Source organism: Streptomyces enissocaesilis (assembly GCF_039533765.1).
GTDB lineage: Bacteria > Actinomycetota > Actinomycetes > Streptomycetales > Streptomycetaceae > Streptomyces > Streptomyces enissocaesilis.
In genome coordinates this window covers 54,517-69,126 of sequence record NZ_BAAAUD010000029.1, presented here as the reverse complement: position 1 = coordinate 69,126, position 14,610 = coordinate 54,517, and the positions used below count along the sequence as shown (strand labels likewise).

15 protein-coding genes are annotated in these 14,610 nt (G+C 70.3%); 8 read left to right on the top strand and 7 right to left on the bottom strand.

Annotated features, from left to right (window positions below):
- Nucleotides 1–7 precede the first annotated feature (7 nt).
- From guaB to ABD374_RS13550, 3 genes are all read right to left on the bottom strand, one after another.
- The gene (gene guaB / locus ABD374_RS13560) at nucleotides 8–1,510 is read right to left on the bottom strand and encodes an IMP dehydrogenase (RefSeq protein WP_344494829.1); all 1,503 of its coding nucleotides are present in this window, start codon (nucleotides 1,508–1,510) and stop codon (nucleotides 8–10) included.
- Between the two features lie 138 nt (nucleotides 1,511–1,648).
- Nucleotides 1,649–2,224, bottom strand: a complete 576-nt coding sequence (locus tag ABD374_RS13555; protein ID WP_028812321.1) for a sigma-70 family RNA polymerase sigma factor — start codon at nucleotides 2,222–2,224, stop codon at nucleotides 1,649–1,651.
- Between the two features lie 254 nt (nucleotides 2,225–2,478).
- Nucleotides 2,479–3,090 carry a response regulator transcription factor gene (locus tag ABD374_RS13550; RefSeq protein ID WP_003948568.1) on the bottom strand — a complete coding sequence of 204 codons (612 nt, stop codon included), beginning with the start codon at nucleotides 3,088–3,090 and terminating at the stop codon, nucleotides 2,479–2,481.
- A gap of 389 nt (nucleotides 3,091–3,479) precedes the next feature.
- Between ABD374_RS13550 and ABD374_RS13545 the strand changes: the two genes are divergently transcribed.
- The gene (locus tag ABD374_RS13545; protein ID WP_344494827.1) at nucleotides 3,480–3,806 is read left to right on the top strand and encodes a WhiB family transcriptional regulator; all 327 of its coding nucleotides are present in this window, start codon (nucleotides 3,480–3,482) and stop codon (nucleotides 3,804–3,806) included.
- A 114-nt stretch (nucleotides 3,807–3,920) separates the two neighbouring features.
- Here the strand turns inward: ABD374_RS13545 and ABD374_RS13540 are convergent, their stop codons facing one another.
- Nucleotides 3,921–4,817: a LysR family transcriptional regulator gene (locus ABD374_RS13540; RefSeq protein WP_344494825.1), complete on the bottom strand. Its 897-nt coding sequence runs from the start codon at nucleotides 4,815–4,817 to the stop codon at nucleotides 3,921–3,923.
- Nucleotides 4,818–4,943: 126 nt separating this feature from the next.
- Here ABD374_RS13540 and ABD374_RS13535 point away from each other — a divergent pair, with 126 nt between their 5' ends.
- On the top strand, nucleotides 4,944–5,717 hold the full coding sequence (locus tag ABD374_RS13535; protein WP_344494823.1) for an SDR family NAD(P)-dependent oxidoreductase: 774 nt from the start codon (nucleotides 4,944–4,946) through the stop codon (nucleotides 5,715–5,717).
- Between the two features lie 75 nt (nucleotides 5,718–5,792).
- On the opposite strand, the gene ABD374_RS13530 is transcribed toward ABD374_RS13535, so the two are convergent.
- The gene (locus ABD374_RS13530) at nucleotides 5,793–5,951 is read right to left on the bottom strand and encodes a hypothetical protein (RefSeq protein WP_344494821.1); all 159 of its coding nucleotides are present in this window, start codon (nucleotides 5,949–5,951) and stop codon (nucleotides 5,793–5,795) included.
- Between the two features lie 401 nt (nucleotides 5,952–6,352).
- Between ABD374_RS13530 and ABD374_RS13525 the strand changes: the two genes are divergently transcribed.
- The 6 genes from ABD374_RS13525 (at nucleotide 6,353) to ABD374_RS13500 (ending at nucleotide 12,472) form a co-directional block, all read left to right on the top strand.
- Nucleotides 6,353–7,456 carry a substrate-binding domain-containing protein gene (locus ABD374_RS13525; protein ID WP_344494819.1) on the top strand — a complete coding sequence of 368 codons (1,104 nt, stop codon included), beginning with the start codon at nucleotides 6,353–6,355 and terminating at the stop codon, nucleotides 7,454–7,456.
- 100 nt (nucleotides 7,457–7,556) lie between these two features.
- On the top strand, nucleotides 7,557–8,885 hold the full coding sequence (locus tag ABD374_RS13520) for an ABC transporter substrate-binding protein (protein ID WP_344494817.1): 1,329 nt from the start codon (nucleotides 7,557–7,559) through the stop codon (nucleotides 8,883–8,885).
- A gap of 7 nt (nucleotides 8,886–8,892) precedes the next feature.
- Nucleotides 8,893–9,789 carry a carbohydrate ABC transporter permease gene (locus ABD374_RS13515; RefSeq protein WP_344494815.1) on the top strand — a complete coding sequence of 299 codons (897 nt, stop codon included), beginning with the start codon at nucleotides 8,893–8,895 and terminating at the stop codon, nucleotides 9,787–9,789.
- Entirely contained in the window at nucleotides 9,786–10,655 is an 870-nt protein-coding gene (locus ABD374_RS13510) for a carbohydrate ABC transporter permease (protein WP_344494813.1), read from the top strand. Before ABD374_RS13515 ends, ABD374_RS13510 begins: the two co-directional genes overlap by 4 nt.
- A gap of 24 nt (nucleotides 10,656–10,679) precedes the next feature.
- Entirely contained in the window at nucleotides 10,680–11,708 is a 1,029-nt protein-coding gene (locus ABD374_RS13505) for a hydroxyacid dehydrogenase (RefSeq protein ID WP_344494811.1), read from the top strand.
- Between the two features lie 68 nt (nucleotides 11,709–11,776).
- The gene (locus ABD374_RS13500; protein WP_344494809.1) at nucleotides 11,777–12,472 is read left to right on the top strand and encodes an ester cyclase; all 696 of its coding nucleotides are present in this window, start codon (nucleotides 11,777–11,779) and stop codon (nucleotides 12,470–12,472) included.
- A gap of 98 nt (nucleotides 12,473–12,570) precedes the next feature.
- Here the strand turns inward: ABD374_RS13500 and groL are convergent, their stop codons facing one another.
- Both groL and groES read right to left on the bottom strand, forming a co-directional pair.
- Nucleotides 12,571–14,196: a chaperonin GroEL gene (gene groL / locus ABD374_RS13495; RefSeq protein WP_344494807.1), complete on the bottom strand. Its 1,626-nt coding sequence runs from the start codon at nucleotides 14,194–14,196 to the stop codon at nucleotides 12,571–12,573.
- Between the two features lie 94 nt (nucleotides 14,197–14,290).
- Nucleotides 14,291–14,599: a co-chaperone GroES gene (groES, locus tag ABD374_RS13490; RefSeq protein WP_028812332.1), complete on the bottom strand. Its 309-nt coding sequence runs from the start codon at nucleotides 14,597–14,599 to the stop codon at nucleotides 14,291–14,293.
- Nucleotides 14,600–14,610 lie beyond the last annotated feature (11 nt).

Genomic DNA, 14,610 nt, shown 5'->3' with positions numbered 1-14,610 from the left:
TGCGAGCTTACTTCCTGCTGTAGTTCGGCGCCTCGACCGTCATCTGGATGTCGTGCGGGTGGCTCTCCTTGAGGCCCGCCGAGGTGATCCGGACGAACCGGCCGTTCTGCTGGAGCTCCGGGATCGTGCGGCCGCCGACGTAGAACATCGACTGGCGCAGACCGCCCGCGAGCTGGTGCACGACGGCGGACAGCGGGCCCCGGTAGGGCACCTGGCCCTCGATGCCCTCGGGCACGAGCTTGTCGTCGGCGCCGACGCCCTCCTGGAAGTACCGGTCCTTGGAGTACGACTTGGCCTGGCCGCGGGACTGCATCGCACCCAGCGAGCCCATGCCGCGGTACGACTTGAACTGCTTGCCGTTGATGAACATCAGCTCGCCCGGCGACTCCTCGCAGCCCGCGAGCAGCGAGCCGAGCATCACCGTGTCGGCGCCCGCGACGATCGCCTTGGCGATGTCGCCGGAGTACTGGAGGCCGCCGTCGCCGATCACCGGCACACCGGCCGCCTTCGCGGCGAGCGAGGCCTCGTAGATCGCGGTGACCTGCGGCACGCCGATGCCGGCGACCACGCGGGTCGTGCAGATGGAGCCGGGGCCGACGCCGACCTTGATGCCGTCGCAGCCGGCGTCGATGAGCGCCTGGGCGCCGTCGCGGGTGGCGACGTTGCCGCCGATGACGTCGACCGCGGCGTTCGACTTGATCTTGGCGACCATGTCGCCGACCAGGCGGGAGTGGCCGTGCGCGGTGTCGACGACGATGAAGTCGACGCCCGCCTCGATCAGTGCCTGGGCGCGCTCGTACGCGTCACCGGCGACACCCACGGCCGCGCCGACGAGCAGCCGGCCCTCGGCGTCCTTGGCGGCGTTCGGGTACTTCTCGGCCTTGACGAAGTCCTTGACCGTGATGAGGCCCTTGAGGATGCCCGCGTCGTCGACCAGCGGAAGCTTCTCGATCTTGTGGCGGCGCAGCAGCTGGACCGCGTCGAGGCGGGAGATGCCGACCTTGCCCGTGACGAGCGGCATCGGCGTCATGATCTCGCGGACCTGGCGCGCGCGGTCGGTCTCGAAGGCCATGTCGCGGTTGGTGACGATGCCGAGCAGCTTGCCCGCCTGGTCGGTCACCGGCACGCCGCTGATGCGGAACTTGGCGCACAGCTCGTCGGCCTCGCCGAGCGTGGTGTCCGGGCGCACGGTGATCGGATCGGTCACCATGCCGGACTCGGAGCGCTTGACGAGGTCGACCTGGTTGGCCTGGTCGGCGATCGAGAGGTTGCGGTGCAGGACACCGACGCCGCCCTGACGGGCCATGGCGATGGCCATGCGCGACTCGGTGACCTTGTCCATGGCGGCGGACAGCAGCGGGACGTTCACCCGCACGTTCTTCGAGATGTACGAGGAGGTGTCGATCTGGTCGGGGGCCATGTCCGACGCGCCGGGCAGCAGCAGCACGTCGTCGTAGGTCAGCCCGAGCATCGCGAACTTCTCGGGCACTCCATCGACGTTGGCAGTCATGCCTGACACCTTCCCAAATGGTCTTGCTCGGCGCGGATGTCCATGCTAACGGGATCGTGGGGTGTCTCATTCCACGAGCAAGATCACCCACGGAATTCGTACATTCACACGGCAGGCGGGCGCGAAGAGCCGTCCGGACTACTGCCCGGCGAGGGCCCGCAGCCGGCTGAGCGCCCGGTGCTGCGCGACCCGGACGGCGCCGGGCGACATCCCCAGCATCTGCCCGGTCTCCTCGGCGGTCAGACCCACCGCGACCCGCAGGACCAGCAGTTCGCGCTGCGCCTGCGGAAGGTTCGCCAGGAGTTTCTTGGCCCACTCGGCGTCGCTGCTGAGCAGCGCGCGCTCCTCGGGGCCGAGGGAGTCGTCGGGCCGTTCCGGCATCTCGTCGGAGGGCACGGCGGTCGACCCGGGGTGGCGCATGGCGGCCCGCTGGAGGTCGGCGACCTTGTGGGCGGCGATGGCGAAGACGAACGCCTCGAAGGGCCTGCCGGTGTCCTTGTAGCGCGGCAGCGCCATCAGGACGGCGACGCACACCTCCTGCGCCAGGTCCTCCACGAAGTGACGGGCGTCACCGGGCAGCCGGCTCAGCCGGGTGCGGCAGTACCGCAGGGCCAGCGGGTGGACCCGGGCCAGAAGGTCGTGCGTGGCCTGCTCGTCGCCCTCGACCGCACGCCGGACGAGGGCACCGATCACCGTCGTCTCGTCGTCGCGCATCGGTCCATGGTGCCTTGGCGCCGGGTCGTTCGCGGCACCACGTCCGTAGTTGTGCACTGAAGCGTTATGAGCGGGTACGCCGGAACTCATGTCCTGCCCCTCCCCTCCCGCTCGACCGAATCGTCCCTGAGGAACTCTTCCACTCCCCAAGGATGCGGCATCGGCGGCGGAAAGGGGCACGGGCGTCCGTCTCCCCGTCCGCCGGGGGGCGGACGGGGAACGCGGCAGCCGCGCGGGAGCGCACCGGCCGGGTCCTATCGGACCAGGCCCCAGCGGAATCCGAGCGCGACCGCGTGCGCCCGGTCCGAGGCGCCGAGTTTCTTGAAGAGCCGCCGGGCGTGCGTCTTGACCGTGTCCTCCGAGAGGAAGAGTTCACGGCCGATCTCGGCGTTGGAGCGTCCGTGGCTCATGCCTTCGAGCACCTGGATCTCACGTGCCGTGAGCGTCGGGGCCGCGCCCATCTCGGCCGACCTGAGCCGGCGCGGGGCGAGCCGCCAGGTCGGGTCGGCGAGGGCCTGGGTCACGGTCGCCCGCAGTTCGGCGCGCGAGGCGTCCTTGTGCAGGTAGCCGCGGGCGCCGGCGGCGACCGCGAGCGCGACCCCGTCGAGGTCCTCGGCGACCGTGAGCATGATGATCCGGGCGCCCGGGTCCGCGGAGAGCAGCCGGCGCACGGTCTCGACGCCGCCCAGACCGGGCATGCGCACGTCCATCAGAATCAGGTCCGAGCGGTCGGCGCCCCAGCGGCGGAGGACTTCCTCGCCGTTGGCCGCTGTCGTCACGCGCTCGACGCCGGGCACGGTCGCGACCGCGCGGCGGAGCGCCTCTCGGGCAAGCGGGGAGTCGTCGCAGACGAGGACGGATGTCATGACTGTCCTCCGCGGCTCTCACAGCTGCTGCGCGTCACCTTGAGCCTCCAGGCTGGTACATATTTCGTCACCTGTGCGATTGACGCTCCCGGACAGTTGCCCGATCGCTTGTTCCTTCAACCGCTTCACACTCACAACGACGGTCACTCGAAAGAGTTACGGGTTGGGCGGGTGCCATCGGCACTCTACGTAAGTGTGCGGTTGCGCAGGGGCGCGACAGGGGTTGCCATGACTTCTAGGTAAAGCTATGCCCCATTTAGCGGCTTTTCTTCCGTTTTGCTGGTGTCTGTGGCTAGATTCGCAATGAGTCATATTTACATCTGCTTACACCAGTGGATGCCGCCTCAAGCCCAGAGCACTCTCGATGCATCGATGCAAGGGGACAAGCAATGGCAGATTTCTCCCGCCTTCCCGGACCCAACGCCGATCTGTGGGACTGGCAGCTGCTCGCAGCGTGCCGTGGGGTGGACAGCTCGCTCTTCTTCCACCCGGAGGGGGAGCGGGGAGCCGCACGGAGTGCGCGTGAGAACTCGGCCAAGGAGGTCTGCATGAGGTGCCCGGTGCGCGCGGAGTGCGCGGCGCACGCCCTTGCGGTGCGCGAACCCTACGGCGTGTGGGGCGGGCTCACCGAGGACGAGCGCGAAGAGCTGATGGGCCGCGCGCGCAACCGTCTCATCTCGGCTTCGGCGGGGCCCACGGCCACGCCGACCCCGTGAGGAAACGTTTCTGCTCGGCCCTCTCCCCCTGCTCTCATCCCTCCCCGCTCTCGCCCCCACACGCCCCCACGCCGCTCCTGCGCCGCTCTCGCTCCCGTCCCGCGCCGTCCCCGCTCAGCGGGCCGCAGCCAGTGCCAGCTGGTCGAGCGTGGCCGCCACCGCCGGCACCTGGGCCAGGTCCGGGAGCGTGAGTGCCACGATCTCGCGCCGCACCGGGGGCTCCACCGCCACGGTGCGCGCGCCCTTCGGACGTACCGACTCCATCGCCAGCTCGGGCAGGACGGCGACCCCCAGGCCGGCCCCCACGAGGCCGATCACGGCCGGGTAGTCGTCGGTCGCGAAATCGATCCGGGGGGCGAAGCCCGCGCTCTCGCACACTTCGACCAGCTGCCTGCGGCAGCGCGGACAGCCCGCGATCCAGGGTTCGTCGGCCAGCTCGCCGATGCCGACCCGGCCGGCCTCCGCGAGCCGGTGCCCCTCGGGGACCAGACCGACGAGCCGGTCGGTGAGCAGCGGGCGTACCACCAGGTCGTTCCAGTCCTCGGTGGCGCCGCCGGGCCCGTAACGGAACGCCAGCGCCACGTCGCAGTCGCCCTCCCGCAGCATCTCGACCGAGCGCGGGGGCTCCGCGTCGACCAGGGAGACGCGGGTGCCGGGGTGGGCGGCGCGCAGGGCGGCCAGCGCGGTGGGCACCAGGGTGGAGCTGCCGCTGGGGAACGACACCAGGCGTACGCGTCCGGCGCGCAGGCCCGCGATGGCGGCGACCTCCTCCTCGGCGGCGGTCAGTCCGGCGAGGATGCCGGCGGCGTGCCGGACCAGGGCTTCACCCGCCTGGGTGAGTCGCATCTCGCGGCCGGTACGGATGAGGAGCGGGGTGCCCGCGGACTGTTCGAGGGCCTTCATCTGCTGGCTCACGGCAGGCTGTGTGCAGCCGAGTTCGCGCGCGGCGGCGGAGAACGAGCCGGTGGCGGCGACGGCACGCAGGACACGGAGATGACGGGCTTCGATCACCCTTGAAGCATAAGCGCCTCTTGGAGTGGTCACGGAATAACGACAGGTGACTTTGGGGCCGGTCGGGTTTCCGCGGTGGGAAGCCTGCCGGGCGGGCGGTACACGCGGGGCACTAACGTGCCGCGTATGACGACTGCACTGATTACAGGGGCCACAGCAGGCATCGGCGCCGCCTTCGCACGGCGCCTCGCCACGGACGGGCACAACCTGGTGCTGGTGGCCCGCGACACCGAGCGGCTCCAGGAGCAGGCGACAGAGCTGCACGACCTGCACGGCATCGAGGCGGAGGTGCTGACCGCCGACCTGTCGACGGAGGCCGGGATCGCGTCGGTCGAGGCGCGGCTGGCGGACCGCAGACAGGTGGTCGACCTGCTGGTCAACAACGCCGGGTTCGGCAACAAGGGGCGCTTCCTCGAGGTGTCCATGGCCGATGAGCTGACCATGCTGAAGGTGCACTGCGAGGCGGTTCTGCGGCTGACGGCGGCGGCCACGGCGGGGATGAGGGAGCGGGGGCGCGGCGGTGTCGTCAACGTCGCGTCGGTCGCGGCCTTCGTGCCGCGCGGGACGTACGGCGCCTCCAAGGCGTGGGTCGTGCAGTTCACGCAGGGCGTGGCGCGGGACCTGGCGGGCAGCGGGGTGCGGCTGATGGCGCTGTGCCCGGGGTTCGTGCGTACGGAGTTCCACGAGCGGGCCGGGATGGGGACGGACAACATCCCGGGCTGGATGTGGCTCGACGCGGACAAGCTGGTGGCGGCGGCGATGGGGGACCTGGCGCGCGGGAAGACGGTGTCGGTGCCGGATCCCCGGTACAAGGCGCTGATGGGCGCGGTGAAGCTGGCGCCGCGCGGGCTGCTCGGAGGGGTCTCCTCCAAGACGGGCCGGAAGTACGGGCCTCGGTAGTACGGGCCTCGGCCGGTACGGGCACCGGCTTCACGGGCCTCAGTTTTACGGGCCCCGGTGTTGCGGGTCCCGGTATTACGGGTCGCAGTAGCGCGGGGAGGGCCGGAGAGGTGATCCGTCCTCCCGGGTCACCCGGATGGCGCGGCCGGTGACCCGGACGTCGGCGAGGGCGACGACGGGCGCCGGGTCCGGTTCGGCGGCGCGGTCGTGGACCGGGCGGAGCCGGGCGCACACGCGGGCGTCCCGGTGGCGGGCCCGACGACGGCCTGGCGCGCGGCGGCCGGCAGCGGCCGGGGCCCGGGGATTCGGCGGTCAACTTCCCATCGCGAGAGGGTGTCCGGCGCCCGCGGTGAGACCTTCGGTGCAGCGGGCGGGGTGTCCGTCCGGGTCGCGGCCGCCCGCGATCCGGAAGGCGGCGGGCAGGAACGTACGGCCGGCAGGAGCCGGACCGCCGTCGCTTCCCGGTCGGCACGGCTCCGGTGGGCGGACGAGCGGCCGGGTGGGCGGGTGGGCTGCGGCGTGGCCGGAATCCCGAACCCTGAGTGATCGAACGTCAATGGATTGCGGTGGAATGATCGAAACTCTTATCGTTCGATCATTCTGGTCTGTGCCACAACTGCGAGGGGGCTGCCGCCGTGCGCGAGAGTGCTGCTGAACGTCACGACCGACTGCTGGGCCTGGTGCGGGAACGGGGCTCGGCCCGCGTGTCGGATCTCGCGGACCGGCTGGGGGTCTCCCCCGTCACCGTGCGCCGGGACGTGGAGGAGCTGGCCGGGCGCGGCCTGCTCGACCGGGTGCACGGGTCGGTGTCGTGGCCGCAGGAGCGGGGCGGCGGCGGGACCGGCGGCAGCGGACTGGTGCTCGGCATGCTGGCCCCCTCGGCGACGTACTACTTCGCCGAGGTCATCCGGGGCGCGCACGAGGCCGCGGCTCGGGCCGGTGCCCGGCTGATCCTGCGGATCTCCGACTACCGCCCGGAGGAGGACCGCGCGCGCACCGACGGCCTGCTGGCGGCGGGCGCCGAGGGCCTGCTGGTCGCGCCGGGGTGGCGGCGGCCGGGCGACCCGGCGGCGTACGGCGACTGGATCGCCTCGCTGCCCGTGCCCGCCGTGCTGCTGGAGCGGCAGCCGGCGGCGGGGTCGCCGCTGGACGGGACCGACCGGGTCTGCTCGGACCACCGGCACGGGGTGCTGCTGGCGCTGCGCCACCTGCGGGAGCTGGGGCACAGGGCGCCGCTGCTGATGGCCCGCGACGACTCGCCGACGGCTCTCGCGGTGCGTGCGGGGTATGCCGAGGCGCTGGGGGTGCTGGGGCTGCGCCCGCCGCGGGACGTGATCGATTCCGTACCGGCGGAGGTGCATCCGGACCGGTTCGAGGCGGCGGTACGGGCCCTGCGGGAGGCGGTGGCCTCGGGGGCGGCGACGGCCGCGCTGATCCACAACGACGTGGACGCGATCCAGGTGGTGCAGCGGCTGGCCGAGCTGAGCGTGCGGGTGCCGCAGGACCTGGCGCTGATCGCGTACGACGACGAGGTGGCGGCGCTGGCGGACACCCCGCTGACGGCGGTGGCGCCGCCCAAGCGCGAGGTGGGGCGGCAGGCGGCCGGGCTGCTGGTGGAGCGGCTGGGACAGGGGCGGCCGGGGCGGGGGCGGGGCGCGGACGGGGAGGAGCCGCGGCGGCATCTGGCGCTGCTTCCGCAGCTGCGCGTACGGGCGTCCTGCGGAGCCTCATCGATCTGATCTTTTTTCGATCAATCAATCTTTCGCTCTTGACTTCGGTCAGCGCTGGTCCAAGGATCACGGCCAACGCCCATCCCGCCGCCTGTTCAGGAGCCCTGCCGTGAGCCGCAGTTGGAACAGAACGTCCCGCGTCATAGCCGGCGCCGCCACCGTCCTCGCCGTTCTCACGGCCTGCGGCGGCAGCGGCGAGGACGAGAAGGCCGCCGCTCCCGGCCGTGACGGCAAGCCCGTCTCGATCACCTTCTGGGGCTGGGCGAAGGGCTCGAAGGAGGTGGTCGACGCCTTCAACGCCTCGCACGAGAACATCCGGGTGAAGTACGAGGAGATCCCCTCCGGCAACGCCGGCGGCTACGCCAAGATCTCCAACGCCGTGAAGGCGGGCAACGCCCCCGACCTGGTCTCCGTCGAGTACCCGATGCTCCCGGAGTTCGTCAGCCAGGGTTCGGTCCAGGACATCAGCGGCCACCTCTCCGACGATGTGAAGAGGAAGTTCCTGCCGCAGGCGGTCGAGCTGACCACCCTCGGCGGCAAGAACTGGGCCGTTCCCTTCGACGCCTCGCCGCAGGCCTTCTACTACCGCAAGGACCTGTTCCAGAAGTACGGCGTCGAAGTCCCGAAGACCTGGGGCGAGTTCCGCGAGGCCGCCGAGAAGGTCAAGAAGGCCGACCGGAAGGCGCGCATCGGCACCTTCTTCCCCGACGACCCGACCACCTTCCAGGCGATGGCCTGGCAGGCCGGCGCCCAGTGGTTCAAGGCCGAGGGCGACACCTGGAAGGTCGACACGACCGACGCCGCGACCAAGAGGCTCTCGGCGTACTGGCAGGGACTGCTCGACGACGACCTGGTCCGCAACAACGCCTCCTTCAGCCCGGAGTGGACCAACTCCCTCAAGAGCGGCTCCACCATCGGCTACCTCGGCGCCTCCTGGGGAGCGGGCGTCCTGGCGGGCACCCTGCCCGAGCAGAGCGGCAAGTGGGCCGTCGCCCCGATGCCGTCCTGGGACGGCAGGCCGGCCAGCGGCATGCTGGGCGGCTCCACCTTCGCGGTGACCAAGGACAGCGAGAAGACGGAGGCCGCCGTCGAGTTCGCGCGGTGGATGACGACCACCGAGGAGGGCATCGAGGCCCGGATCGCCTCCGGTACGTCGAGCGCCTTCCCCGCCGCCGTCGGGCTGCGCCCGGCCGCCAAGGCCGCCTTCGACGCGAAGTTCTACGGCGGCCAGGACATCTACCAGGTCTTCGAGGACGCCGGTGACTCCATCACCCCCGACTGGGCGTGGGGTCCCAGCGCCGGCACCACCAACACCGTCATCAAGGACGGGTTCGGCAAGGTCGCCGGCGGCGGCGCGACGATCGCCGACGCGGTCGAGGCCGGCCACGACGCGACCGTCTCCGAGCTGAAGAAGCGCGGCCTGAAGGTGGAGGGCTGAGACGACCGTGAAGGCCCGCACCCGGACCAACGCCGCCGCCGGCGTACTGCTGACCCCCTTCTTCGTCCTCTTCACCCTGGTGACGGTGGTACCGATCGGGTACGCGGTCTGGCTGAGCCTGTTCACCGAGAAGCAGTCCGGACTGGGCTTCGGCGGCACCGAGACCGTCTTCAGCGGCCTCGGCAACTACACCGCGGCGCTGGGTGATCCGGCCTTCCGCGAGGGCTTCGCCGTGCTCCTCGGGTACTGCGTCCTCTACATCCCGCTGATGATCGGCGGGGCCCTCGCACTCGCCCTGCTCCTCGACTCGACGCTCGCCCGCGCCCGCCGCTTCTTCCAGCTCGCGCTCTTCCTGCCGCACGCCGTCCCCGGCATCATCGCCGCGCTGATCTGGGTCTACCTCTACACGCCCCAGCTCAGCCCGGTCGTCGACGCGATGGAGGCCGGCGGCGTCGGCTTCGACTTCTTCGCACCCGAAGGCGCCCTCCCCTCCGTCATCAACATCGCGCTGTGGGAATGGCTCGGCTACAACATGGTGATCTTCTACGCCGCCCTCCAGGCCGTCGACCGCTCCGTACTGGAAGCGGCCACGGTGGACGGGGCCGGCTCCTGGCGCGTCGCGTTCAGCATCAAGGTCCCGCTGATCCGCGCCTCGGTCGTCATGGTCGCGCTGTTCACGGTCATCGGCTCGCTCCAGCTGTTCACCGAGCCGCTGATCGTCAGCAAGGGCACCGGATCATCCGTCACCTCCACCTGGACGCCGAACATGTACGCGTACACCGCGGCCTTCGACCGGGGTGACTACGGACTCGCGGCCGCCGCCTCCGTACTCCTCGCGCTCACCGCCGCGCTGCTCTCCTTCGCCGTCACCCGCTTCACCGGCCGGAAGGGGAAGAAGGCATGAACCCCCCGCACAGCGCCGCGAACACCACCACCAGCCGCTGGCTGTCGAAGTCCGCCGTCAACGGCGCGCTCGTCCTCGCCACGGTCTACATGCTTCTCCCCCTCGCCTGGCTGGTCACCGCCGCCACCAAGGACACCGGCGGCCTGCTCGCCGGAGACGCCTTCTCCTTCGAGGACTTCGGCCTCGGCGCGAACCTCTCCGCCCTGGCCGCGTACGGCGACGGCGTCTACTTCCGCTGGTACCTCAACAGCCTGTTGTACGCGGGCGGCGGCGCCGTGGTCAGCTCGCTGATCAGCGTCGCCGCGGGCTACGCCTTCGACAAGTACCGGTTCGGGGGCAAGGAGAAGCTGTTCGGCGTCGTCCTGCTGGGCGTACTGGTCCCGACCACCGCGCTCGCCCTGCCCATGTACCTGCTCGCCAGCGAGGTGGGCATCGTCAACACCTACTGGGCCGTGCTCGTCCCCGTACTGGTCCACCCCTTCGGCGTCTACCTCGCCCGGGTCTTCAGCGCCGGCTACATCCCCGACGAGGCCCTCGAAGCCGCCCGTATCGACGGAGCGGGTGAGCTGCGCGCCTTCTGGTCCATCGGTCTGCGCATGATCATGCCGGGCTTCGTGACCGTCTTCCTCTTCCAGTTCACCGCCATCTGGAACAATTTCTTCCTCCCCCTGGTGATGCTCTCGGACCAGAAACTCTTTCCGCTGAGCCTCGGCCTGTACGCGTGGAACAGCAACGCCCACGGCGAGCCGGAGTTCTACCCCCTCGTCGTCACCGGCTCCCTCCTCGCCGTCGTCCCCCTGGTCGTCGCCTTCGTCTCCCTTCAGCGGCACTGGAAGGCCGGGCTCACCGCCGGAAGCGTCAAGTGACTCAAGAGGAGACCGAGTTCCACCATGCACCACGCCACTGACAATCAGCCGTCCCTGCTTCTCGCCATGGGCCCCGGCATCGCGGAACGCCTGTTCACCGACCGCCACCGCATCCGTCTGGCCGGTCTGGCGCGCACCGACCCGCACCTGGTCGCGCACGACCTCGCCGCCCCCGCGCCGCACGTCGCGGCGGCCCTCGCCGAGGCCGAGGTCCTGTTCACCTGCTGGGGCGCCACGCCGCTCACCGCCGAAGTCCTCGACGCCGCCCCGAACCTGCGCGCCGTCATCCACGCGGCGGGCTCCGTCAAGCACCACATCACCCAGGCCTGCTGGGACCGCTCCGTCGCCGTCACCTCCGCGGCGGCGGCCAACGCCCTGCCCGTGGCCGAGTACACGCTCGCCGCGATCCTCTTCGCCGGAAAACGCGTCCTGCGCTCCGCCGCCCGCTACCGCGCCCTGCGCGCCGACCACGACTGGGGCGCGGAGCTCCACGGCGCCGGGAACCACCGCCGCACCGTGGGCGTCATCGGTGCCTCGCGCATCGGCCGCCGCGTCATCGAACTGCTGCGCCCCTTCGACCTGGACGTCCTGCTGTACGACCCGTACGTCACCCCGCGGGAAGCCGCCGCGCTCGGTGTCGAGCCGGTCTCCCTGGACGGCCTGTGCGCACGGAGTTCCGTCATCTCCGTGCACGCCCCGCAGCTTCCGGCGACCCACCACATGATCGGCACCCGCCAGCTGGCCGCGATGCCCGTCGGCGCGACCCTGATCAACACCGCCCGGGGCTCCCTCATCGACGAGAGCGCGCTGCTCCCGGAGCTCGTCTCCGGCCGTCTGAACGCCGTACTCGACGTGACGGACCCGGAACCGCCACCGCCGGACTCACCGTTGTACGACCTCCCGAACGTCCTGCTGACCCCCCATGTCGCTGGCTCGCTGGGCGGCGAACTCCACCGCATGGCCGACCAGTCCCTCGACGAGCTGGAGCGTTACGCGCGGGGCCTGCCCTTCGCCGACCCGGTTCGCCCGGAGGCCCTGCACCACTCGGCCTGAAAGCGGAAAGCGGGTAAATCGCGCATCTCACTAGAATGGGCGTATACCGTCCCAGCCCGGGAGGTGCCATGAAATTCGTACAGATAATCGATTACAAGACCGAGCGGTCCGACGACATGAACCGGCTCATGGACAGGTGGGCCGAGCAGACCAAGGGCAAGCGGACCGCCACGCACAACATCATCGGCAAGGACCGTTCGCAGGCGGACCACTACGTCGAGATCGTCGAATTCCCGTCGCACGAAGAGGCGATGAAGAACTCCCACCTGCCGGAGACCGACCGGATCTTCCAGGAGATGGTGGCGCTCTGCGACGGGATGCCCTCGTTCACGGACCTCGACGTCGTCCGTGACGAGCAGCTGAACGCGGCGACCGCCGGCCGTTTCTTCCACGAGGTCGCCGCCGGGGGCAACTTGGACATCGTCGACGAACTGTTCGCGGCCGACTACCGGGACCACGACGTCCTCAAGGAGGAGGACACGGCGGTCGGGACCGATGTCATCCGCAGTGACGTGACCGGCTGGCGCGACGCCTTCGACTTCCGCTTCGACCTCGACAAGCAGGTGTCGGAGGGCGACGACGTGGTCACGCTGTGGACGTGGACCGGCATGCACAAGGGCGACTTCATGGGCATCGCGCCCACCGGCAAGCGGTGCACCATGACCGGCACCACGGTCTTCCGCTTCCAGGACGGGATGATCCAGGAAGGGTGGTGGCACATGGACGCGCTGGGCCTGATGCGGCAGCTCGGCGCACTCGGCTGAACCGGGACGGCCGCACCGGACGGACCCACCGGACGGACGAGGCCCCCGTTCCCACCGGCCGAGCGGTGGGAACGGGGGCCTTCACACGTCGTACGACGTCAGTGGCTGTGGCCGTGGCCGCCGTGGCCGGCGTCCGCCTCTTCCTCGGCCGGCTTCTCGACGACCAGGGTCTCGGTCGTGAGCAGCAGCGACGCGATGGACGCGGCGTTCTCCAGCGCGGAGCGGGTGACCTTGACCGGGTCGATGACGCCGGCCTTGACCAGGTCGCCGTACTCGCCGGTCGCGGCGTTGAAGCCGTGGCCCTTGTCGAGCTCGCTCACCTTGGCGGTGATGACGTAGCCCTCGAGGCCGGCGTTCTCGGCGATCCAGCGCAGCGGCTCGACGACGGCGCGGCGGACGACCGCGACACCGGTGGCCTCGTCGCCGGTCTTGCCCAGGCCGCCCTCGAGCACCTTGGCGGCGTGGACCAGAGCGGAGCCACCACCGGAGACGATGCCCTCCTCGACCGCGGCGCGGGTCGCGGAGATGGCGTCCTCCAGACGGTGCTTCTTCTCCTTCAGCTCCACCTCGGTGGCGGCGCCGACCTTGATCACGCACACGCCGCCGGCCAGCTTCGCGAGGCGCTCCTGGAGCTTCTCGCGGTCCCAGTCGGAGTCCGTGGACTCGATCTCGGCCTTGATCTGGTTGACGCGGCCGGTCACCTCGTCGGCGTTGCCGCCGCCGTCGACGATCGTCGTGTCGTCCTTGGTGACGGTCACGCGGCGGGCGGAGCCCAGCACGTCGAGACCGGCCTGGTCGAGCTTGAGGCCGACCTCTTCGGCGATGACGGTCGCACCGGTGAGGGTGGCGATGTCGCCGAGCATGGCCTTGCGGCGGTCACCGAAGCCGGGGGCCTTCACCGCGACGGCGTTGAAAGTGCCACGGATCTTGTTGACCACCAGGGTCGACAGGGCCTCGCCCTCGACGTCCTCGGCGATGATCAGCAGCGGCTTGGAGGCGCCGGCCTGGATGACCTTCTCCAGCAGCGGCAGCAGGTCCTGGATCGAGCCGATCTTGCCCTGGTGGATCAGGATGTACGGGTCGTCGAGGACGGCCTCCATACGCTCCTGGTCGGTCACCATGTACGGCGAGAGGTAGCCCTTGTCGAAGGCCATGCCCTCGGTGAAGTCGAGCTCCAGGCCGAAGGTGTTGGACTCCTCGACGGTGATGACACCGTCCTTGCCGACCTTGTCCATCGCCTCGGCGATGAGCTCGCCGACCTGCGAGTCCTGGGCGGAGAGCCCGGCCACGGCGGCGATGTCGGACTTGTCGTCGATCGGACGGGCGTTCGCGAGGAGGTCCTCGGAGATCGCCTTGACCGCGGCGTCGATGCCCTTCTTCAGGGCGGCCGGGGAAGCACCGGCGGCGACGTTGCGCAGGCCCTCGCGGACCAGCGCCTGGGCCAGCACGGTGGCGGTGGTGGTGCCGTCACCCGCGATGTCGTTGGTCTTGGTCGCCACCTCCTTCACGAGCTGGGCGCCCAGGTTCTCGTACGGGTCGTCGAGCTCGACCTCGCGCGCGATCGTGACACCGTCGTTGGTGATGGTGGGGGCGCCGAACTTCTTGTCGATGACGACGTTGCGGCCCTTGGGGCCGATCGTCACCTTGACCGTGTCGGCAAGCTTGTTGACGCCGCGCTCGAGGGCGCGACGGGCGTCCTCGTCGAACTTCAGAATCTTCGCCATGGAGCTTCTCTGTCCTCTCAAACGAAATGCGCCCCGGGCCGCCCGGCAATCGCAGGGGGCCAGGGGCGCAGATCAAAAGCAATCTTGGGGCGAGTTACTTCTCGATGATCGCGAGCACGTCGCGAGCCGAGAGGACGAGGTACTCCTCGCCGCTGTACTTCACCTCGGTGCCGCCGTACTTGCTGTACAGCACGACATCGCCGACGGATACGTCGAGCGGCAGGCGCTCGCCGTTCTCGAAGCGGCCCGGGCCCACGGCCAGGACGACGCCCTCCTGGGGCTTCTCCTTGGCGGTGTCCGGAATGACCAGGCCAGAGGCGGTGGTCTGCTCGGCGTCGAGCGGCTGGACCACAATGCGGTCCTCGAGCGGCTTGATGGCAACCTTGGAGCTGGTGGTCGTCACGGTCCGGTCTC

Excerpts from the sequence above, each read along its gene's own strand:
- guaB (WP_344494829.1), bottom strand. The coding sequence starts at position 1,510 with ATGACTGCCAACGTCGATGGAGTGCCCGAGAAGTTCGCGATGCTCGGG.
- ABD374_RS13555 (WP_028812321.1), bottom strand. The coding sequence starts at position 2,224 with ATGCGCGACGACGAGACGACGGTGATCGGTGCCCTCGTCCGGCGTGCG.
- ABD374_RS13550 (WP_003948568.1), bottom strand. The coding sequence starts at position 3,090 with ATGACATCCGTCCTCGTCTGCGACGACTCCCCGCTTGCCCGAGAGGCG.
- ABD374_RS13545 (WP_344494827.1), top strand. The coding sequence starts at position 3,480 with ATGGCAGATTTCTCCCGCCTTCCCGGACCCAACGCCGATCTGTGGGAC.
- ABD374_RS13535 (WP_344494823.1), top strand. The coding sequence starts at position 4,944 with ATGACGACTGCACTGATTACAGGGGCCACAGCAGGCATCGGCGCCGCC.
- ABD374_RS13510 (WP_344494813.1), top strand. The coding sequence starts at position 9,786 with ATGAACCCCCCGCACAGCGCCGCGAACACCACCACCAGCCGCTGGCTG.
- ABD374_RS13505 (WP_344494811.1), top strand. The coding sequence starts at position 10,680 with ATGCACCACGCCACTGACAATCAGCCGTCCCTGCTTCTCGCCATGGGC.
- ABD374_RS13500 (WP_344494809.1), top strand. The coding sequence starts at position 11,777 with ATGAAATTCGTACAGATAATCGATTACAAGACCGAGCGGTCCGACGAC.
- groL (WP_344494807.1), bottom strand. The coding sequence starts at position 14,196 with ATGGCGAAGATTCTGAAGTTCGACGAGGACGCCCGTCGCGCCCTCGAG.